The 24627-nt window shown below is 68.6% G+C and carries 20 protein-coding genes, 2 rRNA genes and 1 riboswitch (1 of these 23 running past the window's edge); of the genes, 6 read left to right on the forward strand and 16 right to left on the reverse strand.

Annotated elements, in window-relative coordinates; translation table 11 throughout:
* Positions 1-166 precede the first annotated feature (166 nt).
* The gene (locus QBL25_RS08555) at positions 167-595 is read left to right on the forward strand and encodes an SRPBCC family protein (RefSeq protein WP_409056419.1); all 429 of its coding nucleotides are present in this window, start codon (positions 167-169) and stop codon (positions 593-595) included.
* 158 nt (positions 596-753) lie between these two features.
* Here the strand turns inward: QBL25_RS08555 and QBL25_RS08560 are convergent, their stop codons facing one another.
* Entirely contained in the window at positions 754-1377 is a 624-nt protein-coding gene (locus QBL25_RS08560; protein WP_409056420.1) for a PadR family transcriptional regulator, read from the reverse strand.
* Between the two features lie 264 nt (positions 1378-1641).
* On the opposite strand from QBL25_RS08560, the gene QBL25_RS08565 reads away from it, so the two are divergent.
* Complete coding sequence (locus QBL25_RS08565) at positions 1642-2463, forward strand: PhzF family phenazine biosynthesis protein (protein ID WP_409056421.1); 822 nt, start codon at positions 1642-1644, stop codon at positions 2461-2463.
* 108 nt (positions 2464-2571) lie between these two features.
* On the opposite strand, the gene QBL25_RS08570 is transcribed toward QBL25_RS08565, so the two are convergent.
* Complete coding sequence (locus tag QBL25_RS08570) at positions 2572-3372, reverse strand: CPBP family intramembrane glutamic endopeptidase (RefSeq protein ID WP_409056422.1); 801 nt, start codon at positions 3370-3372, stop codon at positions 2572-2574.
* A gap of 166 nt (positions 3373-3538) precedes the next feature.
* Between QBL25_RS08570 and QBL25_RS08575 the strand changes: the two genes are divergently transcribed.
* A complete protein-coding gene (locus QBL25_RS08575; protein WP_409056423.1) occupies positions 3539-5311 on the forward strand; it encodes a substrate-binding domain-containing protein in 1773 nt (590 codons plus the stop codon).
* Between the two features lie 83 nt (positions 5312-5394).
* On the opposite strand, the gene QBL25_RS08580 is transcribed toward QBL25_RS08575, so the two are convergent.
* Entirely contained in the window at positions 5395-6912 is a 1518-nt protein-coding gene (locus QBL25_RS08580; RefSeq protein WP_409056424.1) for a glutamate--cysteine ligase, read from the reverse strand.
* 477 nt (positions 6913-7389) lie between these two features.
* On the opposite strand from QBL25_RS08580, the gene QBL25_RS08585 reads away from it, so the two are divergent.
* Both QBL25_RS08585 and QBL25_RS08590 read left to right on the forward strand, forming a co-directional pair.
* Entirely contained in the window at positions 7390-7974 is a 585-nt protein-coding gene (locus QBL25_RS08585; RefSeq protein WP_409056425.1) for a hypothetical protein, read from the forward strand.
* A gap of 306 nt (positions 7975-8280) precedes the next feature.
* Complete coding sequence (locus tag QBL25_RS08590) at positions 8281-8487, forward strand: DUF5999 family protein (protein ID WP_361843540.1); 207 nt, start codon at positions 8281-8283, stop codon at positions 8485-8487.
* A gap of 99 nt (positions 8488-8586) precedes the next feature.
* Here QBL25_RS08590 and gcvP read toward each other — a convergent pair whose 3' ends face one another.
* Positions 8587-11472, reverse strand: coding sequence for an aminomethyl-transferring glycine dehydrogenase (gcvP, locus tag QBL25_RS08595; RefSeq protein ID WP_409056426.1), 2886 nt, complete (start codon positions 11470-11472; stop codon positions 8587-8589).
* Positions 11473-11668: 196 nt separating this feature from the next.
* Positions 11669-11766, reverse strand: a riboswitch (glycine riboswitch).
* A gap of 144 nt (positions 11767-11910) precedes the next feature.
* Between gcvP and QBL25_RS08600 the strand changes: the two genes are divergently transcribed.
* A complete protein-coding gene (locus tag QBL25_RS08600) occupies positions 11911-12288 on the forward strand; it encodes a PRC-barrel domain-containing protein (protein ID WP_409056427.1) in 378 nt (125 codons plus the stop codon).
* A gap of 109 nt (positions 12289-12397) precedes the next feature.
* Here the strand turns inward: QBL25_RS08600 and QBL25_RS08605 are convergent, their stop codons facing one another.
* The 12 genes from QBL25_RS08605 to QBL25_RS08660 form a co-directional block, all read right to left on the reverse strand.
* The gene (locus tag QBL25_RS08605) at positions 12398-13834 is read right to left on the reverse strand and encodes a DNA polymerase IV (RefSeq protein WP_409056428.1); all 1437 of its coding nucleotides are present in this window, start codon (positions 13832-13834) and stop codon (positions 12398-12400) included.
* 71 nt (positions 13835-13905) lie between these two features.
* Positions 13906-14541 (reverse strand): MerR family transcriptional regulator, encoded by a 636-nt coding sequence (locus QBL25_RS08610; RefSeq protein ID WP_409056429.1) that lies wholly within the window; start codon positions 14539-14541, stop codon positions 13906-13908.
* A 172-nt stretch (positions 14542-14713) separates the two neighbouring features.
* Complete coding sequence (locus QBL25_RS08615) at positions 14714-15187, reverse strand: bifunctional nuclease family protein (protein WP_006123076.1); 474 nt, start codon at positions 15185-15187, stop codon at positions 14714-14716.
* Positions 15188-15240: 53 nt separating this feature from the next.
* Positions 15241-15984 (reverse strand): MerR family transcriptional regulator, encoded by a 744-nt coding sequence (locus tag QBL25_RS08620; RefSeq protein WP_409056430.1) that lies wholly within the window; start codon positions 15982-15984, stop codon positions 15241-15243.
* Positions 15985-16000: 16 nt separating this feature from the next.
* Positions 16001-16852 carry an FHA domain-containing protein gene (locus QBL25_RS08625; protein WP_409056431.1) on the reverse strand — a complete coding sequence of 284 codons (852 nt, stop codon included), beginning with the start codon at positions 16850-16852 and terminating at the stop codon, positions 16001-16003.
* Positions 16853-17051: 199 nt separating this feature from the next.
* The gene (locus tag QBL25_RS08630) at positions 17052-17945 is read right to left on the reverse strand and encodes a DUF881 domain-containing protein (protein ID WP_409062585.1); all 894 of its coding nucleotides are present in this window, start codon (positions 17943-17945) and stop codon (positions 17052-17054) included.
* Positions 17946-17950: 5 nt separating this feature from the next.
* Positions 17951-18283, reverse strand: a complete 333-nt coding sequence (locus tag QBL25_RS08635; protein ID WP_030794354.1) for a small basic family protein — start codon at positions 18281-18283, stop codon at positions 17951-17953.
* A complete protein-coding gene (locus QBL25_RS08640; RefSeq protein ID WP_409056432.1) occupies positions 18280-19179 on the reverse strand; it encodes a DUF881 domain-containing protein in 900 nt (299 codons plus the stop codon). Before QBL25_RS08640 ends, QBL25_RS08635 begins: the two co-directional genes overlap by 4 nt.
* Positions 19180-19269: 90 nt before the next feature.
* Positions 19270-21765: a sugar phosphate nucleotidyltransferase gene (locus QBL25_RS08645; protein WP_409056433.1), complete on the reverse strand. Its 2496-nt coding sequence runs from the start codon at positions 21763-21765 to the stop codon at positions 19270-19272.
* 113 nt (positions 21766-21878) lie between these two features.
* A complete protein-coding gene (locus QBL25_RS08650) occupies positions 21879-22487 on the reverse strand; it encodes a CDP-alcohol phosphatidyltransferase family protein (RefSeq protein ID WP_409056434.1) in 609 nt (202 codons plus the stop codon).
* 161 nt (positions 22488-22648) lie between these two features.
* A 5S ribosomal RNA gene (rrf, locus tag QBL25_RS08655) occupies positions 22649-22765 on the reverse strand.
* 91 nt (positions 22766-22856) lie between these two features.
* Positions 22857-24627 (reverse strand): 23S ribosomal RNA (locus QBL25_RS08660) (it continues 1352 nt past the right edge of the window).

The raw sequence follows: 24627 nt of genomic DNA on the forward strand, positions 1-24627 counted from the left end.
CGTCGCGGGGGAGGGCAACAGTACCCGACCCGATTCCGGGCAGCATCGCCGGAGGCCTTCGCAGATCTGACGGTTCATCAGTATTGAATGTTCAAGGCCCTGCGGCTACGTTCCGCGACACCGCAGCTGCGCCTCGCCGCAGCGCCCGAAACGAAGGGGTCGTCGCATGGCCGAAGTCAGCGCGGAAGCACGGATCGAGGCGCCCGTCGAGAAGGTCTGGGCCCAGCTCACCGACTTCTCCTCGTACGGCGAATGGAACGCCACGCACACCAGCTTCCCCCAGGGCGCGCCCACCACGCTGGAGACGGGCGGCACGTTCGCGGAGAACATGAAGCTGATGGGCTTCCCGGCCGAGGTGAACTGGACGGTCGAGGAACTGGAGAGCGAGCGGACCCTGGCGATCAGGGGCAAGGGCCCGATGGGCGTCACGGTCGGCACCCGCTACAGCCTCGCCCCCGAGGGCGACGCGACGAAGGTGCGCATAGACGGGGACTTCACGGGCGCGGCGGTCTCCCTGATGGCGGGCAAGCTGAAGGACTCGGCGACGGCCGCCCTGAACGAGTCGCTGCGGAAACTCGCGGGCCTGGTGACCTGACCCCCTCTCCGCCTCCCGCATCCCGTCGCCCCTCTCGGCCGTCCCCTCCCTCGACGACAAGAAGACGCCCACACCGAAGGGCGTCCACGCAAAGAGGCGCCCCACACACGAAGTGCGGGGCGCCTCAACGGCAAGGGGGATCGTCGACCCCCGCCGCCTCAGTCCTCATCGGCGAGGATCAGGTACAGCTTCTTGCGCGCGTCGTTGATGACCGTGACGGCCTTCTCGCGCTGCTCCTTGCTGCCGGTCTTCCAGACCTGCCCGAACGCCTCCATGAGACCGAAACCGGCCTGCCGGATCTCACCCAGGGCTTCCCAGTCGACCCCGCGCCCGGCCTCTTCCCAAGGCGCGTCGGGACCTTCGTCGGCCGCGGTACGACCGGCGTCGGTGAGCGAGAAGAGCTTCTTGCCGCCCTCGCTCGCGCTGCTGATCAGGCCCTCGTCCTCCAGGAGCTGGAGGGTCGGGTAGACCGAACCGGGGCTGGGCTTCCACGCCCCGCCGCTGCGCTCGGCGATCTCCTGGATCATTTCGTAGCCGTGCATCGGCCGGTCCTTCAGGAGGGCCAGGATCGACGCGCGTACGTCGCCGCGCCTCGCCCTGCCTCGCGGACCGCCCCTGCCGCCGCGACCGCCCCAGGGGCCGCCGGGCCCGCCACCGGGGCCGCCGAAACCGGGTCCGAAGGGGCCGAACGCCGCGCGCCGCCCCTCGAAGCCGCCGCGGCCCTCGTGGCCGGGGCCGCACTTTCCTCGTCCGTGCTCGTGTTCATGTCCGTGGGAACGCATGACAATCACTCCTTTTTACGTGCCGCCGTACAGGTGCGCACGTGTCGTGGTGTTCTGATCTATCGCGCCATCGTTGATCTGTCGCGATGCCTCAACGATATATCGCAACAGCTCGCCTGACAAGCTTTTGCGGCAAGTCGGACAAAGCAGCAGGTCAGAGGGCGCCGCACCACGCAGCCACGCGACGGCCCGTGCCACCAATCGGGCCACCCACCCCCGATTGGCCTTGTCGTGGCCCCGCATTGGCCCGCTAGCGTCGACGGCATGACGACTCCTCACCGCATCCGCATCGTCGACGCCTTCACCGACCGCCCCTTCGCGGGCAACCCCGCGGGGGTCCTCCTGCTCGACGCCTTCCCGGAGGACGCCTGGCTCCAGAACGTGGCGACGGAGGTCAACCACGCCGAGACCGCCTTCGCGCACCGCCTCCCCGCGGGCGGTGGGGCCGACTGGGCGCTGCGGTGGTTCACGCCCGCCACCGAGGTCGACCTCTGCGGCCACGCCACCCTCGCCACGGCCCACGTCCTCCGGGCCACCGGCGCCGCCCAGGGCCCCGTACGGTTCGCCACCCGCAGCGGCGTCCTGACCACGACCGCGCACGACGACGGCACCATCACCATGGACTTCCCGACCGCCCCGCTGACCCCGACCGCGATCCCCGACGGCGTGGCACAAGCCCTCGGCGCCGAACCGCTCGCCGCGTACGACGCGGGCGCGAACCTCGGCGACCTGCTGGTCGAGCTCGCCGACGAGAAGACGGTCCGCGCGCTCACCCCGGACCACAAGGCCCTGATCCGGCACTCCGAGCGCGGCATCATCGCCACCGCGCCCGCCGAAGACCCCTCCCGCGGCTACGACTTCGTCTCCCGCGGCTTCTTCCCGCGCGTTGGCATCGACGAGGACCCGGTGACCGGCAGCGCCCACACGGCGCTTGCCCCCTTCTGGTCCCGGCGCCTGGGCCGCACGGAGCTCACCGGCCTCCAGGCCTCGGCCCGCAGCGGCCTCGTCCGCACGGAGCTGCGCGGCGACCGCACCTTCCTCACGGGCCGCGCGGTCACCGTCATCGAGGGCGACCTGTACGCCTGACGACCCGTGCCCCTGACATCACCGTGGGGACGTACGACCGACCCGGTCGCACGTCCCCACAGCGGCGTCCCCGCACAGAACCGCCCGGCCGCCCGGCCGCCCGGCCGTCTACGGAGTGGGAAGCCACCCCACCTTGCCCGCGAGCAGCGCGTACCCGACGAACGCGCCGATGTCGAGGAGCGAATGGGCCACCACCAGCGGCCCGACCCGCCCCCACCGCCGGTACAGGAGCACGAAGACCACCCCCATCGCCATGTTCCCGATGAAACCGCCGATGCCCTGATAGAGGTGGTACGAGCCACGCAGCACCGAGCTGCCGACCAGGGCGGCCATCGGCGTCCACCCCAACTGGCCGAACCTGCGCAGCAGATAGCCGACGACGATGACTTCCTCCAGCACCGCGTTCTGCACCGCGGCCAGCACGAGCACCGGGTACTTCCACCACACGTCGGGCAGATCCTCCGGCACCACCGTCAGGTTGAACCCCAGCCCGCGCGCCGCCAGATAGAACGCGATCCCGGTGCTGCCGATCACCGCGGCGATCGCCGCCCCGCGCCCCAGGTCCGGCCACGGCCGGCTCCGGTCGAACCCGATCGAACGCAGCCCGGCACCCTCCCGGATCAGGAAGTGCGCGACCAGCGCCACCGGCACCAGCGCGGTCGAGATGCCGAACAACTGCCACGCGAGATCAAGCCATGGCCGCCCCGGAGCGGCCGACGCGTTCATCGTCGCGGCCTGGTCCTTGAGGCCACCCGGCTTGGTCACCGAGCCGACAAAGCTGATCAGCGCCGACACACCGCTCGCGCCCAGTGAGAGCGCCAGGACGAGCAGCGTCTCGTCCCGGAGGATCCGTCGCGATGGCCCCTCGCCCCGAAAAGAACCGGCCAACGGCCCGGACTCCGCTTGCACTCCGCCTCCAGTTGAGTAATCCCGCCTCATCCCCATCCTCGTCCCGCTAGGGTCTCGAAAGAAGTTACGAAGATCGTGCGCGACAGGCCGAGGGGGACGGACGCCGATTGCGGTCACGCCACCCCCTCTTTCCTTGCTTCATCATTCGAGGAGGGGCACCACCGCCATGGGACGTCACAGCTTGCCCGATGAGCACGGGACGGACGCACCCGACCCTCGGCCCCGTTCGCGCGGCCGCACGGTGGCCATCGCGACGGCACTCGTCCTGACGGTCGCGGCGGGCACGGCGGTCGCCGTCCGCAGCGACCTGCTGAGCTTCGGCGGCGCCTGCCGCGACGACTCGGTGCGGCTGGACGTCGTCGCCGCCCCCGACATCGCCCCCGCCCTGCGCGCGGCGGCCGACGACGCGCGCGAGAAGGACGTCACGTCCGACGGGGCCTGCATCGACGTGCGGGTCTCGGCCCGCGATCCGTACAAGATCGCCGACGAGCTGCGCACGGGCAAGGGCGATCCCGGCTACGACGTGTGGGTGCCGGACTCCGAGCTGTGGTTGCAGCGCGTGGGCCTGGGCGGCGGCCAGAACAAGGTGTCGCCCGCGGGGAACATAGCCTCCTCGCCGGTGGGCATGGCCATGGTCCCCTCGGCCGCCGAGAAGCTGGGCTGGCCCGAGAAGACGTACGCGTGGCCGGAGTTGACCGGCGCGGCGATGAAGGGCGAGAAGCTGCGGCTGGGCGCCGCCGATCCCGCGCGCAGCGCGACCGGGCTGCTGGCGCTCGCGAAGCTGGGCGCGTCGGCGAAGAAGTCGGGCGGCCAGGACGGCGACACCCAGGCCGCCGCGATGGCCAAGGCACTGTCGGCCCGCACGTCCGACACCGACGGGCAGCTCCTCGACACGCTGGCCCGCGACGCGTCGGGCACCGAGCAGGGCAACCCCCGGCGCAACCAGGCGCTGATCCTCTCCGAGCAGGCCGCGTTCACCCACAACGCGTCGGCGGGCGAGGAGAACAGCCTGGACATGTTCTATCCGAAGGACGGCTCACCGCGCCTGGACTACCCCTACACGCTGGTCCGTGAGGACGAGCTGTCCACCGACCAGAGCCGGGCCGCCCTGCGCTTCATGACCCTGTTCGGCGACGACGCGGGCCGCGCGATCCTGGCGAAGCACGGTTTCCGGACCGGCGCCGAGGAGCCGTCGGCGAGGCTCGTCACGGCGGCCGGCGGCCGCACGCCCCAGCCGTACGGCGACGAGGCGAGCGACCCGCCCTCCGAGAGGGAGCTCCAGGAGACACTCGGCATGTGGACGATCACCGTCCAGAGCGCCCGGATCAGTACGGTCGTCGACGTGTCGGACTCCATGGGCGAGTTCGTGCCGGGCCGCGACCAGTCCCGGATGGAGGTCACCAAGTCCTCGCTGCTCCAGGCGCTCGCGGGATTCACCGACGAGGACGAGATCGGCCTCTGGGAGTTCGCCACCCACCTCGACGGCGAGCGCGACTACCGCAAGCTCGTCCCCACCGAGCGCCTGGGCGCCCGCAAGGGCGGGGGCACCCAGCGGGACGAGGTCTCGGAGGCCTTCAGCGATCTGGCGCCGATCCCGGGCGGCGCGACCGGCCTGTACGACACCACGCTCGCGGCGTACAAGGAGGCCACGTCCACCTACGCGCGCGGCAAGTTCAACGCGCTGGTGGTGCTCACGGACGGCGTGAACCAAGACCCCGGCTCCCTCTCGCGCAGCAACCTCATCGCGCAGCTGGAGGACCTCTCCGACCCCGAGCGCCCGGTGCCGCTCATCGCCATCGCGGTGGGCCCGAACGCGGACAAGGAGGAGGTCGTGCAGATCGCGGAGGCGACCGGCGGATCGGGCCACCAGGTCGACGACCCGGCACAGATCCACGCGGTCATCCTCAAGGCGATCATGGAGGCGGGCAGCCACGGCTGAGGCCGCCCGCCTCCGTGCGCCTCAGCTGAGGACGGCGGGCTCCCCGCGCCTCAGCTCAGGACGGCGGGCTCGCTCCCTGCGCCTCAGCTCAGGACGGCGGGCTCCGGCAGCCCCACCGGCCAGGTGTGCACCGGGTCGCCCGCGTGCATCAGCTCGGCGTAGCGGCGGGTGGTCGCGGCGAGCGCGGCCTCGCGCTCCAGGCCGGTCTCCAGGGCCTGGTGGTACGTCGCCGCCTGCCAGGACGCCCCGTTGACCCGGCGCCTGCACCGCTCCTCGATGACCCCCAGGTAGAAGTCCCGGTCGGCCGGCTCCACGCCCCACGCGTCGAGGCCGGCCGCCGCCAGCGGCAGCAGCTCGTCGCGCACGAGAGCGACCGCGGGCACCTCCACGAGCCCGCCCGACCGGCCGCGCCGCGGCCAGCGCAACCGGGCCTCGATGCCGTCGCGGCACGCGGTGTCGAAGTTGTCGGCCGCGGCCTCGAAGGGCAGCCGGTTCCACACGGGCTTTGGTTCCTCGGCGAGGGCGCGTACGACGCCGTAGTAGAAGGCGGCGTTGGCGATGACGTCGGTGACGGTGGGGCCGGCGGGCAGGACGCGATTCTCCACCCGAAGGTGCGGGACACCGCCCGCGATGCCGTACACCGGGCGGTTCCAGCGGTAGACGGTGCCGTTGTGCAGGACCAGTTCGGCCAGCTGCGGCACGCGGCCGTCGTCGAGCACCTCCAGCGGTGCCTCGTCGTCCACGAGGGGCAGCAGCGCGGGGAAATAGCGCAGGTTCTCCTCGAAGAGCTCGTAGGCGTCACTGATCCAGCGCTCGCCGAACCAGGTCCGCGGCCGCACGCCCTGGGCCTGAAGCTCGGGCGGCCGGGTGTCGGTGGACTGAAGGAACAGCGGCGGGCGCGACTCGCGCCACAGCTCGCGCCCGAAGAGGAACGGGGCGTTGGCGCCGACGGCGACCTGTGCGGCGGCGACGGCCTGGGCCGCGTTCCACACGTCGGCGAACCGGCCCGGGGTGACCTGGAGATGCAACTGCACCGACGTGCACGCCGCTTCGGGCGCGATCGACGCGGACGTGCAGGTCAGCCGCTCCACGCCCTGGATGTCCAGGACGAACTCCTCGCCGCGCGCAGCCACGATCTGGTCGTTGAGCAGCGCGTAGCGGTCGACGTCGGAGAGGTTTCCCGAGACCAGGTCGTGGTGGGCGAGCGTCGGCAGAATGCCGATCATCACGATGCCCGCGTTCACCTCGTTCGCTTTCCGGTGGGCATAGGCGAGTCCGGTGCGCAGTTCCTCGGCGAGGCGGTCGAGAACACGGCCGCCCAATCGGTGCGGCGCGATATTGACTTCAAGATTGAACATGCCGAGTTCCGTCTGGAAGTCGCGGCTCGCGATCCGTTCGAGTACTTCGGCATTCAGCATTCTCGGCATGCCGTCGGGCCCCGCGAGATTCAGCTCGATCTCCACGCCCATCAGATTCTTGGGCCGGTCGAACCGCTCCTCGTCCAGCAGCCTCCGCAGCCCCGCGAGACACTCCTTGAGCTTGGTCCGATACCGGTTGCGCTCGGCCAGATCAAACGTTCCTGCTACGACCTTCTCCCCCATCGAAGCGTCCCCTCCTCGGATGGGCAGCCAATGATCCGGCCGCTGTGTCTCGGTGGATGATGCCCTGCAATGTGATCGATAACGCCCCGCACATGCCCCCGGCCCAGTAGGCTCTCTGCCACGTCCGTGCGGCACATTCACCAGGCATGGGGTTGGCCGGTGAATCTTCGCGCCGACGCCTGGTGAAAAACACCGACGAGAATCGGCCGTCCACTTCCGCGACGGGAGCCGAGGTCAAACGTCCGGGCCCTTCTGGAATCGGGTTAAAATTCGCAAAATGGCGACCGGATAACGTCTTGCAGGCAATATCGGGTGCGGTTAGACGAAACACTGCCTGAACACGTGTCGTATAAACTCCGCGAACGAGGCAGAGAGTTGGCGCTTGAGGTCCCCCGCCCTTCTGCCCCCGGAGCAGACAGCGACGTCCGCACCTGTCCTCGTTCCACCGTGCCTGTCGAATGAGAGAGGCGACCCACCATGCCGCTGCAAGTCCCCCCGGCTCCCGCGCCCGCCCTGCGCAGCGTCCTCGCGGCACTCGGTTCACCCACCGCCGTACGCGAAGCCCGCACCCCGTCCCTGCGCGCCGCACAGGGACCCGCAAGCCCCGAACTCCCGCTGCCCGTCCACGTCCTCGACAGGATCGCTCCGGCAGGTACCTCGCCCACCCGGCTCGCCGGGTGGCGTTTCCTGATCCGGGCCGGCGACCGGGCCGTCGCCGCGGCGGACACGATGCTGACGCCCGACGGATGGACCTTCTCGCACTTCTTCGAGGGTCCGTACATAGCGTCCACCGAGCGCGCCCTCCGTCATGCCGAAGCAATGCCAATGCCGTACCAGCCACGTCTCTTGTCGGTACCCGAGCTTTACATGCTGACACTTTGGTTGCACGGCGACTGCACCGCGGACGGCACGGAGGGCCCTCTCGCGCCCACCGACATCCTCGTGCCCCTGGCTCCCGCGCCTCCGGGCATCGCGGCGCACCTCCCGCACCGCGCCACCGAGCTCCTGGCCACGCTCGCCCACCGCATGACCCCGGCACCGCTGCTCGGTTCGCCCGCCTGACCTCGCCGTACGCCTCCGTGCCCCGCCGCCGCTTTTGGCCGCGGGGCTCGGCGCGTGAGATGCCCATACGGACTAGCCCGGTATGACCACCCCGAACCACCCGAAGAGACAGTGCAGTTGGGCTGAACCGTCCGGGCGGGTGATACGTCTTTAAGCAGTGAGGAGCGCTGCAGCGAAATCCCTGCGGATTGACTCCCGTAGGGCAACACTGGGACCGGACCGACTGAACGGGGGGCGGTTATGAACACCGCATCGAGTCGCAAGGCAGACGTCACAGCCATCACATCGCAGCGAAAGAACCCTTCCATGTGCCAGCACCAACCACCGTGCCCGACAGCCGACTCCGCCGACCGGGAAGCCGCGCTCCTCATGGCGAGCCACCCGGAGCAGGGCTGGAGCCTGCTGTGCAACGGCGTCCTTCTCTTCGAGGACACCGGTGAGCTGCTGCCGGACGGCCAGATCATCGCCCCGCACCGACCGCTGGGCACCGACAAGATCATGACCGCCGCCTGACGCGCGAGCGCACGACGGCACGGCACGGACAACACAAAGGGGCCGACCCGGAGAGAACAACCTCCGGACCGGCCCCCACGCATGTTCGGGACCCCGATATCAGTCCTCGTACGCGTCCAGCGGCGGGCACGAGCAGACGAGGTTCCGGTCGCCGTACGCCTGGTCGATGCGGCGCACCGGCGGCCAGTACTTGTCGGCGGCCACGACGCCGGCCGGGAAGACGGCCTCCTCGCGGCTGTAGGCGTGCTCCCACTCGCCGCCGAGCGCGGCGGCGGTGTGCGGGGCGTTGCGCAGCGGGTTGTCCTCGGCGGGCCAGTCGCCGCCGACCTTCTCGATCTCCGCGCGGATGCTGATCATCGCCTCGCAGAACCGGTCGATCTCGACCAGGTCCTCGCTCTCGGTCGGCTCGATCATCAGCGTGCCGGCCACCGGGAACGACATGGTCGGCGCGTGGAAGCCGTAGTCGATGAGCCGCTTGGCGATGTCGTCGACGCTGACGCCGGTCGCCTTGCTGATCGGCCGCAGATCGATGATGCACTCGTGCGCGACGAGGCCGCCGGGGCCGGTGTAGAGCACCGGGAAGTGCGGCTCGAGGCGCTTGGCGATGTAGTTCGCGGAGAGCACCGCGACCTGCGTGGCGCGCTTGAGGCCCTCGCCGCCCATGAGGCGTACGTACGACCAGGAGATCGGCAGGATTCCGGCCGAGCCCCAGGGCGCCGCGGAGATGGGACCGACACCGGTCTCGGGACCCGCGGCGGGCTGGAGCGGGTGGTTGGGCAGGTACGGGGCGAGGTGCTCGCGCACGCCGACCGGGCCGACGCCGGGGCCACCGCCGCCGTGCGGGATGCAGAACGTCTTGTGCAGGTTCAGGTGCGAGACGTCGCCGCCGAACTTGCCGGGCTGGGCGAGACCCACCAGGGCGTTGAGGTTGGCGCCGTCGACGTACACCTGACCGCCCGCCTCGTGCACGGAGGCGCAGATGTCGGCGACGTGCTCCTCGAACACGCCGTGCGTGGACGGGTAGGTGATCATCAGAACCGACAGCTCGTCGCGGTGCTTCTCGATCTTGGCGCGCAGGTCCTCGACGTCGATCTCGCCGTCGTCGCTGGTCTTCACGACGACGACCTTCATGCCGGCCATCACCGCGCTCGCGGCGTTCGTGCCGTGCGCGGAGGACGGGATGAGGCAGACGGTGCGCTGCTCGTCGCCGTTGGCGCGGTGGTAGCCGCGCACGGCGAGCAGTCCGGCCAGCTCGCCCTGCGAACCGGCGTTGGGCTGGAGCGAGACCTTGTCGTAGCCGGTGACCTCGGCGAGCCGCTCCTCCAGCTCACGGATGAGCGTCAGATAGCCCTGCGCCTGCTGGGCGGGGGCGAAGGGGTGCAGCTGGCCGAACTCGGGCCAGGTGACCGGCTCCATCTCCGTGGTCGCGTTGAGCTTCATGGTGCAGGAGCCCAGCGGGATCATGCCGCGGTCGAGCGCGTAGTCGCGGTCGGCCAGCTTGCGCAGGTAGCGCAGCATCGCGGTCTCGGAGCGGTACTGGTGGAAGACGGGGTGCGTGAGGTACTCGTCCTCGCGCAGCAGGTCCGCGGGAAGCGTGTCCGCGGTCCGCTCATCGAGCGCCTCGACGTCGGCCTCGACGCCGAACGCGCTCCAGACCGCCGCCAGCTGCTTGCGCGTGGTGGTCTCGTCGCAGGCCAGGGAGACGTGGTCGGCGTCGATCTGGTGGATGTTGACGCCGCCCTCGCGGGCCGCGGCGACGAACTCGTCGGCCCGGCCGGGCACCCGCACGGTCAGCGTGTCGAAGTACGCGCCGTGCACGACCTCGACCCCGCCCGCGGTGAGCCCGGCGGCGAGGACGGTGGCGTAGCGGTGGGTACGCCGGGCGATGGACCTGAGCCCCTCGGGACCGTGGTAGACCGCGTACATTCCGGCCATCACGGCGAGCAGCACCTGCGCGGTACAGATGTTGCTGGTGGCCTTCTCGCGGCGGATGTGCTGCTCACGGGTCTGCAGGGCGAGGCGGTAGGCCTTGTTGCCGTCCGCGTCCACGGAGACACCGACGAGCCGGCCCGGCAGGCTGCGCGCGAACTTCTCGCGCACCGCCATGTATCCGGCGTGCGGGCCGCCGAAGCCCATCGGGACGCCGAAGCGCTGCGTCGTGCCGACGGCGATGTCCGCGCCCAGCTCGCCGGGCGAGGTGAGCAGCGTCAGGGCCAGCAGGTCGGCGGCGACGGAGACGACGGCACCGAGCTCGTGCGCCTGGTCGATGACGGGCTTGATGTCGCGGACGGCACCGGACGCGCCGGGGTACTGGATCAGGACGCCGACGACACCGCGCTCGGCGACCTCGGCCGGGATGCCCTCGCTCAGATCGGCGACGACGACCTCGACACCGGTCGGCTCGGCGCGGGTCTGGATCACGGCGATGGTCTGCGGCAGGGCGTCGGCGTCGACGAGGAAGACGCCGTTCTTGACCTTGCCCATGCGCCGCGAGAGCGCCATGGCCTCGGCGGCGGCCGTGCCCTCGTCCAGCAGCGAGGCGCCGGACGTGGGCAGGCCGGTCAGCTCGGCGACGACGGTCTGGAAGTTGAGCAGCGCTTCGAGCCGCCCCTGGGAGATCTCGGGCTGGTACGGCGTGTACGCGGTGTACCAGGCCGGGTTCTCCATGACGTTCCGCAGGATCACGGGCGGCGTGAAGGTCCCGTAGTAACCGAGCCCGATCATGGAGTCGAGCACCTGGTTGCGGTCCGCGAGGGAACGCAGTTCGGCCAGGACCTCGGCCTCGGTGCGCGCTCCGGGGAGGTTCAGCGCCTCGGCGTTCTTGATCACATCCGGCACGGCGGCGGCGGTCAGCTCGTCGAGCGAGCCGTATCCCACCTGCGCGAGCATCTTGGCCCGTGCCTCGGCATCGGGACCGATGTGCCGCTGCTCGAAGGGAATGCCCTGTTCGAGCTCCGAGAGCGGGATACGAGGAGTGGCGGTCATTGCGGAGGCCTCCTGGTCGACGCGACCTGCGAGGGGCACCACGGCACGGGTACCCGGACGGCCTCCCCCTCTGTCATCTCAACCTGAGAGTTTCACCGGTCCGTGCCCCGTGAGAGGCGTCGCACCGGCTTTCACCGTCGGTGAGGAAGGGATTCGAACGTGCCCGCCCGACGCCCGCCCTACTTTCCAGAGTGACCTCGTCCGTGCGGTACAGGGGCCTGAGAGATTCCGGGGAGGAGTTGCTCCTTCGGCGCCTCCGGTGTCTCGACCGGAGAGCTCTCCCGCACGGGGTCAGCAGCCAAGCGCCAGCCTACCAGCGAGGTCCGGAGCCGATCCCTCGAGTGGCCGCCTGCCGCGAAGTGCTCTTTCGTAGTGATGACGAACGAACGAGGATGAATTACGCCCCACTTCGACACGCCTCGACCCGTTGGAGGGACCGTGCAGACCGACATCGATCCGCGGAACTTGATCGGCCGCAAGGCGTTCGACCGGAACGGGGCCAAGATCGGCACGATCGACGAGGTCTATCTCGACGACGCCACGGGTGCCCCGGAGTGGGCGGCCATACGCACGGGTCTGTTCAGCCGGGACGCGTTCGTCCCCCTGGAGCCGAGCGAGCTCAGGGCCGACGGCACCCTGCACATTCCCTTCGAACGCTCCTTGATCAAGGACGCCCCCGATTTCGGTGTGGGCCGCCACCTCTCCCCCGAACAGGAACTGCAGCTCTACCACCACTACGGCCTCGACATCACGCCTCCGCAGTCGATGACGCCGCCGGACAAGGACTTCGGCACCATCGCGGGCCAGGAGAGCTGACCTCGCCGCCACCACGGGCCAGGAGAGCTCCTGACGCCCGCCGCGGGCCGTCCCGGCGCTTCCGGCCGTCCCGGCGCTTCCCGGTACGTCACGGGGCCCGGCGCCGCCGTCACCCCGGCTCCAGCGGCTCGGGAGCCGCCACCAGGGGCAGAGGCTCGGCGGGCTCCAGGGCCGGATCGTCCGTACGGAACGTCCGCACCCGCCCCGGCGCCGACGACTCCGGGGTCTCGAAGCGCACGGTGACCCGCCCCAGGCCGCTGCCCTGCACCCACCCGTGCCCGTACTCGGCGTGCCGCACGTCGTGCCCGGCGGGCCACCGCCGCTCGGCCGGAACGACCGGCTCCGCCACCGTCTCTCCGACCGGCGGGGCCGCGGCCTCCCCCGGGCTCTCCTCGGCGGTCGCCTCCCCCTGCGTCTCCAGCGCCTCCAGCGCCTCCAGCGCCTCCAGCGCGTCCGCCTCGGCCTGTGCCTGCGCCTGGGCCTGCGCGAAGAGGTCCTCCTGCGTGTAGTCGGCCAGGCCCGTCACGCCCACGCCGAGCAGCCGCACGCCGCCGGTGGTGTCCACGGACTCCAGGAGCCGCGCCGCGGCCTCCCGCACCACCCCGGGGTCGTCCGTGGGCCCGCGCAGCGTCTCGGAGCGCGTCAGCGTGGAGAAGTCGAACCGCCGCACCTTCAACACGATCGTGCGCCCCGAGTGCCCCGCCGCCCGCAGCCGCTCCACACACCGGTCCGCGAGCCGCGCGACCTCGCCCCTGACCCGCACCCGGTCATGGATGTCCACGTCGTACGTGTCCTCGACGCTGACCGACTTCGATTCCCGCTCGGCCACCACGGGCCGCTCGTCGCGGGCGAGCGCCATCGCGTACAGCGCGCTGCCGTGCGACTTCCCCAGGAGCCGCACCAGCTCGTCCTCGCCGGCCTCCGCGATCTCCCCCACGGTCGTGATCCCGCCCCGCCGCAGGTGGTCCCCGGTGGCGGGCCCCACGCCCGGCAGGGTCCTGACCGGCATCGGCCCGAGCAGCTCCCGCTCGGTGCCCGGCACGATCAGCCGCAGCCCGTCCGGCTTGGCCTCCTCCGAGGCGATCTTCGCCAGCATCTTGGACGCGGCGAGACCCACCGATCCCGCGAGCCCCGTCACCGCCTTGATGTCCGCGCGCAGCCGCTCGCCCACCACGAGCGCGGACGCCTGGTCGTCGGCCACGCCGCCCGCCTCCAGATCCACGAAGGCCTCATCCAGGCTCAGCGGCTCCACCAGCGGCGAGAGCCCCCGCAGCAGCGCCATCACCTGGTCGCTGATCTCGCGGTAGAGCCCGAAGCGCGGCACCAGATAGGCGGCATTGGGCGCCAGGCGCCGCGCCTGCCCCATGGGCATCGCCGAGTGGACCCCGAACTTCCGCGCCTCGTACGACGCCGTGGCCACCACGCCCCGCGGTCCAAGGCCGCCCACGACCACGGCTTTCCCGCGCAGACTCGGCTTCGCGGCCTGCTCGGCGGACGCGTAGAAAGCATCCATGTCGAGATGCAGAATCGTGGGCGCGGTTCTCACACCTCTGATGCTGCCTTACGCCACTGACAACGCCCCGGGGACCGCACCGCGCCCGCCATGTCGCCGGCGCCTCACACGGCCCTGTTGCGCCGCCTGGCGAGCTCGTCGGCGGGGTTCTGCCGTACCAGCGTCTCCCCGGTGTCGATCCGCTCCCCGTGCAGCTGCGAGAGCGCCGCCCGCACGTCCCGCCACACGACGCCCACCGCGATCCCGAAGACTCCCTGACCGCCCTGGAGCAGGTCGTGGACCTCGTCGGGCGAGGTGCACTCGTAGACCGTGGCGCCGTCGCTCATGAGCGTCATCCGCTCCAGGTCCTGGAAACCGCGGTCCCGCAGATGCTGGACCGTGGTCCGGATGTTCTGGAGGGACACACCGGTGTCGAGGAAGCGCTTCACGATCTTCAGGACGACGACGTCCCGGAAGCTGTAGAGCCGCTGGGTCCCCGACCCGCCCGCCGATCGCACACTGGGCTCGACCAGACCCGTCCGGGCCCAGTAGTCGAGCTGCCGGTAGGTGATGCCGGCGGCCGCACACGCGGTCGGCCCCCGGTACCCGATCTGTTCTTGTTCGGTCGGCCCGGACGTGGCGTCCCCGCTCTCCTGAACGCTCCCCTGAACCGCCATCGGCCTCTTCGGAGAGTGACCGGCCGCGCTGCTCTGAAGCGGATACGGACCGCCCATCGCCGTACCGTCGCCGCTGCTTCTCACGCCGACCTCCGTCCTTGACCTGCCTCCACGACGGTAGGCAGTCACCAGGGGCTCGTCAACGATCGCCACACTCGGCACGCCGAGTGATAATCACCCTAAGAGTGGTTTGCCGTACCGCGCCTTCGGGAAGGGCTAGTCGAATGGTCCGCCGGGACCCTCGGGAAGCGACGGCCTACTGGCTGTTGGTGCCGAAGTCCTCGGGCGAGATCTGGTCGAGGAACTCGCGGAACTTCTCCACCTCGTCCTCCTGCTCGTCCGGAATGGCGATGCCCGCGTCGTCGAGGACACCGTCGCTGCCGTAGATCGGCGTTCCGGTGCGCAGCGCGAGCGCTATGGCGTCGGACGGCCGCGCGCTCACCTCGACCCCGCTGGCGAAGACCAGCTCCGCGTAGAAGACCCCTTCTCGGAGGTCCGTGATGCGCACTTCGGTGAGCTCCTGACCCACCGCCTCCAGCACGTCCTTGAACAGGTCGTGGGTCAGCGGCCGTGCGGGCGCCATCCCCTGCTGTGCGAAGGCGATCGCGGTCGCCTCCCCTGGTCCGATCCAGATGGGGAGGTAACGATCGCCTCCCACTTCACGCAGGAGCACGATCGGTTGGTTGGAGGGCATTTCCACCCGGACACCTACGACGTCGAGCTCGTTCACACAGCAACCCTAGGACGTGCCCGGTCGGTTTGGGTAGTCGGGCACCCCCTCAGTCAGGGCAACCGCACTCCGAGAGCGGTCTGCACCAGCGCAGAATGGAGCTTTCCGGTCAGTCCGGCGAGTTCCTTCGTCCGGGCCTCCGCATGGGCCCTGGTCTGCGGATTGCGGTGCCGCCGCAGCGGCGCCACGACCTGGTCGACCAGTCCCGCCTCGCGTTCGGCCGCGGATTTCAGGGTGCGCAGATGTCGGGGTTCGATACCGAATCGCCCAAGTTCGACGACGAGCGCGGCGACCGTCACGGCTTCCGCGTCATAACCGCCGTCCGGCAGGGGCACGATGAGCCCGTACGTCTCCCAGTCGGCGAGCTGCTCCGCGTCGATCTCGGCGGCGGCAAGCAGCTCCGCACGGCCCACACGGGCGGCTGTGGGCTCAGCGGCCTCACTCACGCCCCAGGCGTCACCGGGCTCGCGCGGCTGCCCCAGAGAGGGCATGGAGACCCGCTCACCGCGCTCCAGGGCGTCCAGGTGCTCCCTGATCACCTTGAGCGGCAGATAGTGGTCCCGCTGCATCCGCAGGACGCTGCCGAGCCGCTCCACGTCCTCCGGGGTGAACTTGCGATAGCCCGACGGCGTGCGCTCCGGCTCGATGAGCCCTTCCGACTCCAGAAAACGGATCTTGGAGATCGTGACCTCGGGGAACTCGTCACGCAGCGCGTTCAACACCGCGCCGATGCTCAGCAGCCGACGGTCCTCGGCGGCGGTGCCGTTGCCGGCACCGCCCCTCGGTGTTTGAAGCATGGACCTTCCTGACGGATCAGATACCCATGGCCCGCTGGCTCGCGTAGAAGACCAGGCGGTACTTGCCGATCTGCACCTCGTCGCCGTTCGACAGCGCGACCGAGTCGATGCGCTCCCGATTGACGTACGTGCCGTTGAGGCTGCCCACGTCGGCGACGGTGAAGGAACCGTCACCGAGACGACGGAACTCCACGTGACGACGCGACACGGTCACGTCGTCCAGGAAGATGTCGCTCTGCGGGTGACGCCCCGCCGTGGTCAGCTCGCCGTCCAGGAGGAAGCGGCTGCCCGAGTTCGGCCCGCGGCGCACCACGAGGAGCGCGGAGCCGAGCGGCAGTGCGTCTACGGCGGCCTGGGCCTCCGGCGACAGGGCGGGCGAGGCGGTCTGCCCCGTCACCTCGGCGTCGTAGGCCTCGAGACCCGAGATGGAGATCGTCGAGGTCGTCTCGGACGGACGCTCCGGCGTGGCTCCGGCCCGCAGCGGCGCACCGCAGTTGGAGCAGAACCGGCTCGCCTCGGCGTTGCGGTTCCCGCACCTCGTACACACCAGGGCCATGGACGGATCCTCCTGCCGCGGCTGCCCCGCGGGGGCATTGGATGCGTACGGATCGGGGGTAAACCCTCCACCCGTACTTGAGGTTGACGGTTCTCCGAAACCTATGCGGCCCGGACCGGCAGGGTCAACAGACGACGCGCCCTGCGCGCCCGAAATGTCACCGCCTGGCCCACCGACCTGGTCGCGGAACATCGGGCGCTCGCCGCCCTGCTCCTCGGCATCTCCATGGCGCGGGGCACGGTGCCGGGCGGTGGCGGGATTGCCACTGTCCTCACGTGCGCTCTTGCCGAACAACTTCGCAAACAACTTCACGGGCGATTCCCCTTGACCGAAACAGACCCGCCCGTGGGGCAGGACGAACCCTGATTGCACACACCGGCGTACATCGGCAGCACAGACATCCTCACAACGTCCGCATCCACCAAACAGTTTCCACCACGCACCACGCTTACGGTGCGCCGACCCCCCGCAAGCTCTTGCCCTCGACCGGCGGCCCCCATGCGCCCCCGCCTCACTGGGACGACGACCGAGCGTAGTCAGGCCGCTTCGCCGCTCGCAAGGCGTCCACCACGATCTTCTCCGCTCGTGCGACGGTGACGGTGGCCTGCTCCTTCTCCAGAGTCTGCACCACGCCACCTGGGATGTTCAGGGCCGGCTCGAGGTCCTGCGGCTTGCCGATCACCTTGAACCGGTAGGGCTTGCCGACCTTGCGGCCGTCCACCCGGACACCACCACTGTCCGTATCCGACAGATAGGTGTTGGCTACTACCCGTACATCATTGATCTGGATGGCCTCGGCGCCCGCGGCACGCAGCTCCTGAATGGCGTCAAGCAGCATGTCCGCCTCGACCGACCCCTTCTTGTCATCGATGGTCAGCGTGATGCCAGGACCCTGCGCGGCCACGGTGCCCGCCAGAATGCCGAGTTGACGCTCCTTCTCGACGGTCTGCTTGCGGGCCTCCTCGGCCTGGTCCGAGCTGTTCTCCAGCCCGGTGCGCTGATCCTCCAGACGCTGCTTCTCACCTTCCAGACGCTGAGTACGGTCATCCAGTTCATCGAGAATGCGAACGAGATCTTCTTGGCGTGCTCCGCGGAGCGCGCTGCTGTCGTTGTTCGAGCGCACCTGGATGGCCAGGCCGAGCCCCAGCACGAACAACAGCAGCGCCACGATCAGTTGAGGACGCGTGACGCGAGGCGGCCACAGGCCCTGTGCGAGCCGCTGACGGCCGCTGAGCGGCGCCTTCCCGTCCGGCTGCTCGTCCCGCCGCTCACCCTGGTGCCGGGCGTCCTGCGGCTCGTCCTGCGCGGGCGCCGCGCCGTCTCCTGGCCCTGCGGGCACGCTGGGCACCTCGGCGGGCAGCTCCCTGCTCCGCGGGTCGCCTCCGGGCGTCTCGTCCCTGCCCATGCCGCTCACGCCCGGAAGATGTGTCGGCGGATGGCGGCGGCGTTGGAGAAGATCCGGATGCCCAGCACCACCACGACACCGGTGGACAGCTGGGCGCCCACGCCCAACTTGTCGCCCAGGAACACGATCAGGGCGGCCACGACCACGTTCGAGAGGAACGACACCACGAAGACCTTGTCGTCGAAGATGCCGTCGAGCATCGCGCGCAGGCCTCCGAACACCGCGTCCAGTGCCGCCACCACGGCGATCGGAAGGTACGGCTCGACCACGGCCGGAACCTCGGGCCGGACCAACAATCCGGCCACGACTCCCACGACGAGGCCCAGTACGGCGATCACGATGTGCCCTTTCCTGCCTTCGGCTCTGCTGTACGTACGGTCACGCTCGGCGCTGCCGGGAGACGGACGTCGTCCTGGACGGAAATGCTGGTCCGGACGCCGAAGTTCTCCTGCAGAGCATGCAGATACTGACCGTCGCGACTGTTCTGGAATCTCGTGCTCAACCGCTGCCCGTCGCCCACGGCGAGCACCGTGTACGGCGGCACCAGCGGCTTGTTGTCGACCAGTATCGCGTCACCCGCGGCCCTGATCGCCGACAGGGCCGTGAGCCGCTGGTCGTTGATGGCGATCGCCTCGGCGCCGGATTGCCACAGGCCGTTGACGACCCGCTGCATGTCGCGGTCGCGCACCCGTCCCGTGTCGGAGAACCCCGCGCTCTCGCGCGGCCCGCCCCCGCCCTGGTCGGCTTCCTTGGCGTCGTCCACCACGAGCTTCACGCCGAGCCCACGGACCTTGGTGGCACCCGAGAGCAGCGACACCAACTCGCCCTGGCTTCCCCCGTGTTTCTTCAGTGCCTCACGCTGGCGTGCGCCCACGTCGTCGCGGAGCGTCTCGACGTCCTCTTCGAGCTCGTCGGCGTCCGAGGTCGCCGACTCGATCCGGTCGATGAGCTCCGCGCGCTCCTTGGCGACGACCGGAGCCGCTATCCGCGCCTGCGCGGCACCCACCGTCACCACCAGGGCCGCGAGCACGAGCCCGAGGGCGAGACCGAGCTTCGCCCGCAGCGGGCGGGGCATCCCACCAGGGCCTGTGGCCTTCTTGCGGGCCGCCGCCTCCGCGTATCCCTCGTCCAGACTGTGGTCCATGACCGTGTTCAGCAGCGACATGGAGGCGTCCGGACGCCGGGGGCGCGAGGGGGTGCTCCGAACGGGGGGCTGCTGCGGCATGCCGCACATCGTCGCACGTCGTGGGCGCTACCTCCGAATGGCCCCACCGGCGTGCCGGGCGGCACCCCGCGAGGGTGCCGCCCGGTCCGTGCGCGCGGGTCAGCGACCGGCGCTGTCCACCACCGCCGACCACTCGTCGAGCAGCGCCTGGGCGGACGCGTCGTCCGGCCCTTCGGCCCACAGATGGGTGACGGCCTCGGCGGGGTCGGGCAGCACCAGCGCCCAGCGACCGTCGGACTCCACGACCCGCACACCGTCGGTGGTGTCCACCGAACGCTCCCCCGCCGCCTCGACGACGGTCCGCATCACGAGCCCCTTGACCGCCCACGGCGTCGCGAGGTCACGCCGCAGCACATGGGCGCGCGGGATGCGGGCGTCGATCTGGCTCAGCGTGAGCTGCGTGCGCGCCACCAGACCGATGAGCCGCACGAACGCGGCCGTTCCGTCGAAGACGCTGCTGAACTCCGGAATGATGAAGCCGGCGCGGCCGTCACCGCCGAAGATCGTCGACTCGTCACGGCCCACACGCGTCAGGTCGTCGGGCGACGTGGTCGTCCAGTCGACCTGCGTCCCGTGGTACGCGGCCACCTGCTCGGCGATACGGGTCGTGGTGACGGGCAGCGCGACCCGGCCGCTGCGGCGTTCCGCGGCCACCAGGTCGAGCATGACGAGCAGCGCGCGGTCGTCCTCGATGATCCGCCCCTTCTCGTCGACGAGCGAGAGCCGCTCACCCACCGGGTCGAACCGCACGCCGAAGTCGGCCCGCGAGGACGCCACGATCTCGCCCAGCCGCACCAGACCCGACCTGCGGGTCTCATAGGTCTCGGTCGGACGCGACTCGTCGAGCCCCGGGTTGATGGTCAGCGCGTCCACGCCGAGCCGCCCGAGGAGGCTCGGCAGCACGAGACCCGCACTACCGTTGGAAGCGTCGACGACGACCTTCAGGTTTGACTCGGCCACCCCCGTGGTGTCGACGTTGCGCAGCAGCGAGCCCGTGTAGGAGTCGAACACGCTCGACGGGAAGTGCAGGTCGCCGATCTCGCCGGGGAAGGCACGCCGGTACTCCTGGCGCGCGTACACCCGGTCCAGCTTCCGCTGACTCCCCTGCGAGAGGTCGGCTCCGCTCCCGTCGAAGAACATGATGTCGACGGAGTCAGGCACCCCGGGCGTCGTCCGGATCATGATGCCGCCGGCACTGCCCCGCGCGGTCTGCTGCCGCGCCACCGGCAGCGGAACGTTCTCCAGATCCCGTACGTCGATGGCGCTGGCCTGGAGCGCAGAGATCACCGCCCGCTTCAGTGCCCGCGCACCACGCGAGTGGTCACGCGCGGTGGTGACGGTCGACCCCTTCTTCAGGGTCGTGGCATACGCCCCCGCGAGCCGCACCGCGAGCTCCGGCGTGATCTCGACGTTCAGGATCCCGGAGACACCCCGCGCACCGAAGAGGTGCGCCTGGCCGCGGGACTCCCAGATGACGGAGGTGTTGACGAACGCGCCGGCCTCGATCGTCTTGAACGGGTAGACGCGGACGTTGCCCTGGATAATCGATTCCTCACCGACGAGGCACTCGTCGCCGATGACGGCGCCGTCCTCGATGCGGGAGGCCCGCATGATGTCGGTGTTCCTGCCGACGACACAGCCCCGCAGATTGCTGTGCTGGCCGATGTACACGTTGTCGTGCACGACGGCCTTGTGCAGAAACGCGCCGGCCTTCACGACGACGTTCGATCCCAGAACCGTGTGCTCACGGATCTCGGCGTCCGCCTCGACCTTGGCGTAGTCACCGATGTAGAGCGGCCCACGCAGCGTGGCGTCGGGGTGCACCTCGGCGCCTTCGGCGACCCACACACCGGGCGAGATCTCGAAGCCGTCGAGCTCGACGTCGACCTTGCGCTCCAGCACGTCGGCCTGGGCCTTGACGTAGCTCTCGTGCGTGCCGACGTCCTCCCAGTAGCCCTCGGCGATGTACCCATAGATGGGCTTGCCTTCCTTCATGAGCTGCGGGAAGACGTCGCCGGACCAGTCCACCGACACATCGGCGTCGACGTAGTCGAAGACCTCGGGCTCCATCACGTAGATGCCCGTGTTCACCGTGTCGGAGAAGACCTGTCCCCAGGTCGGCTTCTCGAGGAAGCGCTCGACCTTTCCTTCCTCGTCCACGATGGTGATGCCGAATTCCAGCGGATTGGGGACACGTGTCAGACAGACGGTGACGAGCGCGCCCTTTTCCTTGTGGAAGTTGATCAGCTCGGTGAGGTCGAAATCAGTCAGCGCATCGCCGGAGATCACGAGGAAGGCATCGTCCTTCAATGCTTCCTCGGCGTTCTTCACGCTTCCGGCAGTGCCGAGTGGCTTCTCCTCATTGGCATAGGTGAGCTCCATCCCGAGCTCTTCACCATCGCCGAAGTAATTCTTGACCAGAGAGGCCAGGAACTGGACTGTCACTACGGTCTCGGTGAGCCCATGCCTCTTGAGCAGCCGCAGCACATGCTCCATGATGGGCCTGTTGGCCACGGGCAGAAGCGGCTTGGGCATGCTTGAGGTCATCGGGCGAAGGCGCGTGCCCTCGCCCCCAGCCATTACGACGGCCTTCATGTCGGAAGCGTCCTCCTCAATAGACGACGATCTAGCCGACTTAGCCCGCCGAGGTAGGCGCGTAAATGACGTTCACGGGGCTGCAAGCCACTGCAGCTGCCGAATCGGCAAGCTCAATCGGCCGTGGTGTTCGCACGGACAAGACGGCGGACCTGAACCACGTAGAGGATCCCTGCCCACCAGTACAGACTTGTACCCCATCCTGCGAACGCCCATCCGAAAATAGCAGCGAGAGTGCTGATCCAGCCACTTCCGTCGCTCAGCAGCAGTAGTGGAAAGGCGTACATCAGGTTGAAGGTGGCCGCCTTGCCCAGGAAGTTCACCTGGGGCGGCGGATACCCGTGGCGCCTGAGGATCCCGACCATCACCAGCAGAACCAGCTCGCGCAGCAGCAGCACCGCGGTCAGCCAGAGCGGAAGAATCTCCCGCCACGTGAGCCCGACCAGTGTCGACAGAATATAGAGCCGATCGGCGGCAGGATCGAGCAGCCGTCCGAGATTGCTGATCTGGTTCCAGCGCCGGGCGAGCTTGCCGTCGAGATAGTCACTGATGCCGCTGAGCATGAGGACAAGGAGCGCCCAGTGGTCGCTCTTCGGCCCGCCGAACTCCGGCCTGAGGATCAACCACAGGAAGAGGGGTACGCCGACGAGGCGCGCCATGCTGAGGATGTTCGGGATGGTGAGGACCCGGTCCGTCTGGACGCGAGTCTCCTGGACCTCCACCCGGGGGCCTCCTGTGGGAAACGAGCCGATGATGCCCCCTGACCTTACCCTCAGTTGTCAGCTGGCGGTGCAGAGGGGTGACGCGAGGCCGGAAAGGCCCGGGAAATAAAAAAAGCCGTGGTCCCTGGACAATAAGTCCAGGGACCACGGCTATAAGTAAAGTTCGGCGGCGTCCTACTCTCCCACAGGGTCCCCCCTGCAGTACCATCGGCGCTGTGAGGCTTAGCTTCCGGGTTCGGAATGTAACCGGGCGTTTCCCTCACGCTATGACCACCGAAACACTATGAAACTGTCAACCGCACCGTAGTCGTGGCCCGACATACGGGGTTGTTCGTGGTTTCAGAACCAACACAGTGGACGCGAGCAACTGAGGACAAGCCCTCGGCCTATTAGTACCAGTCACCTCCACCCGTTACCGGGCTTCCAGATCTGGCCTATCAACCCAGTCGTCTACTGGGAGCCTTAACCCCTCAAAGGGGGTGGGAATACTCATCTCGAAGCAGGCTTCCCGCTTAGATGCTTTCAGCGGTTATCCTTTCCGAACGTAGCCAACCAGCCATGCCCTTGGCAGGACAACTGGCACACCAGAGGTTCGTCCGTCCCGGTCCTCTCGTACTAGGGACAGCCCTTCTCAATATTCCTACGCGCACAGCGGATAGGGACCGAACTGTCTCACGACGTTCTAAACCCAGCTCGCGTACCGCTTTAATGGGCGAACAGCCCAACCCTTGGGACCGACTCCAGCCCCAGGATGCGACGAGCCGACATCGAGGTGCCAAACCATCCCGTCGATATGGACTCTTGGGGAAGATCAGCCTGTTATCCCCGGGGTACCTTTTATCCGTTGAGCGACGGCGCTTCCACAAGCCACCGCCGGATCACTAGTCCCGACTTTCGTCCCTGCTCGACCCGTCGGTCTCACAGTCAAGCTCCCTTGTGCACTTACACTCAACACCTGATTACCAACCAGGCTGAGGGAACCTTTGGGCGCCTCCGTTACTCTTTGGGAGGCAACCGCCCCAGTTAAACTACCCATCAGACACTGTCCCTGATCCGGATCACGGACCCAGGTTAGACATCCAGCACGACCAGAGTGGTATTTCAACGTTGACTCCACGAACACTGGCGTGCCCGCTTCACAGTCTCCCACCTATCCTACACAAGCCGAACCGAACACCAATATCAAACTGTAGTAAAGGTCCCGGGGTCTTTCCGTCCTGCTGCGCGAAACGAGCATCTTTACTCGTAGTGCAATTTCACCGGGCCTATGGTTGAGACAGTCGAGAAGTCGTTACGCCATTCGTGCAGGTCGGAACTTACCCGACAAGGAATTTCGCTACCTTAGGATGGTTATAGTTACCACCGCCGTTTACTGGCGCTTAAGTTCTCAGCTTCGCACACCCGAAAGTGCACTAACCGGTCCCCTTAACGTTCCAGCACCGGGCAGGCGTCAGTCCGTATACATCGCCTTACGGCTTCGCACGGACCTGTGTTTTTAGTAAACAGTCGCTTCTCGCTGGTCTCTGCGGCCACCCCCAGCTCATGGAGTAAATCCAATCACCAGTGATGGCCCCCCTTCTCCCGAAGTTACGGGGGCATTTTGCCGAGTTCCTTAACCATAGTTCACCCGAACGCCTCGGTATTCTCTACCTGACCACCTGAGTCGGTTTAGGGTACGGGCCGCCATGAAACTCGCTAGAGGCTTTTCTCGACAGCATAGGATCATCCACTTCACCACAATCGGCTCGGCATCAGGTCTCACCCTCATGTCATCCGGATTTACCTAGATGACGGGCTACACCCTTACCCCGGGACTACCACCGCCCGGGCTGGACTACCTTCCTGCGTCACCCCATCACTCACCTACTACCACCTTGGGTCGGCGGCTCCACCACTTCCCTTTGCCCGAAGGCTCCAGGACGGCTTCACGGCCTTAGCATTAATGGGCTCGATGTTTGACGCTTCACAGCGGGTACCGGAATATCAACCGGTTATCCATCGACTACGCCTGTCGGCCTCGCCTTAGGTCCCGACTTACCCTGGGCAGATCAGCTTGACCCAGGAACCCTTAGTCAATCGGCGCACACGTTTCTCACGTATGTATCGCTACTCATGCCTGCATTCTCACTCGTGAACCGTC

The organism is Streptomyces sp. SYP-A7185, from assembly GCF_046103685.1.
Lineage (GTDB): Bacteria > Actinomycetota > Actinomycetes > Streptomycetales > Streptomycetaceae > Streptomyces.

What these genes read in the sequence shown, in the direction of transcription:
- QBL25_RS08555 (WP_409056419.1), top strand. Translation starts at nt 167, where the DNA reads ATGGCCGAAGTCAGCGCGGAAGCACGGATCGAGGCGCCCGTCGAGAAG.
- QBL25_RS08560 (WP_409056420.1), bottom strand. Translation starts at nt 1,377, where the DNA reads ATGCGTTCCCACGGACATGAACACGAGCACGGACGAGGAAAGTGCGGC.
- QBL25_RS08565 (WP_409056421.1), top strand. Translation starts at nt 1,642, where the DNA reads ATGACGACTCCTCACCGCATCCGCATCGTCGACGCCTTCACCGACCGC.
- QBL25_RS08575 (WP_409056423.1), top strand. Translation starts at nt 3,539, where the DNA reads ATGGGACGTCACAGCTTGCCCGATGAGCACGGGACGGACGCACCCGAC.
- QBL25_RS08580 (WP_409056424.1), bottom strand. Translation starts at nt 6,912, where the DNA reads ATGGGGGAGAAGGTCGTAGCAGGAACGTTTGATCTGGCCGAGCGCAAC.
- QBL25_RS08585 (WP_409056425.1), top strand. Translation starts at nt 7,390, where the DNA reads ATGCCGCTGCAAGTCCCCCCGGCTCCCGCGCCCGCCCTGCGCAGCGTC.
- QBL25_RS08590 (WP_361843540.1), top strand. Translation starts at nt 8,281, where the DNA reads ATGTGCCAGCACCAACCACCGTGCCCGACAGCCGACTCCGCCGACCGG.
- gcvP (WP_409056426.1), bottom strand. Translation starts at nt 11,472, where the DNA reads ATGACCGCCACTCCTCGTATCCCGCTCTCGGAGCTCGAACAGGGCATT.
- QBL25_RS08620 (WP_409056430.1), bottom strand. Translation starts at nt 15,984, where the DNA reads ATGCTTCAAACACCGAGGGGCGGTGCCGGCAACGGCACCGCCGCCGAG.
- QBL25_RS08630 (WP_409062585.1), bottom strand. Translation starts at nt 17,945, where the DNA reads ATGGGCAGGGACGAGACGCCCGGAGGCGACCCGCGGAGCAGGGAGCTG.
- QBL25_RS08640 (WP_409056432.1), bottom strand. Translation starts at nt 19,179, where the DNA reads ATGTGCGGCATGCCGCAGCAGCCCCCCGTTCGGAGCACCCCCTCGCGC.
- QBL25_RS08645 (WP_409056433.1), bottom strand. Translation starts at nt 21,765, where the DNA reads ATGAAGGCCGTCGTAATGGCTGGGGGCGAGGGCACGCGCCTTCGCCCG.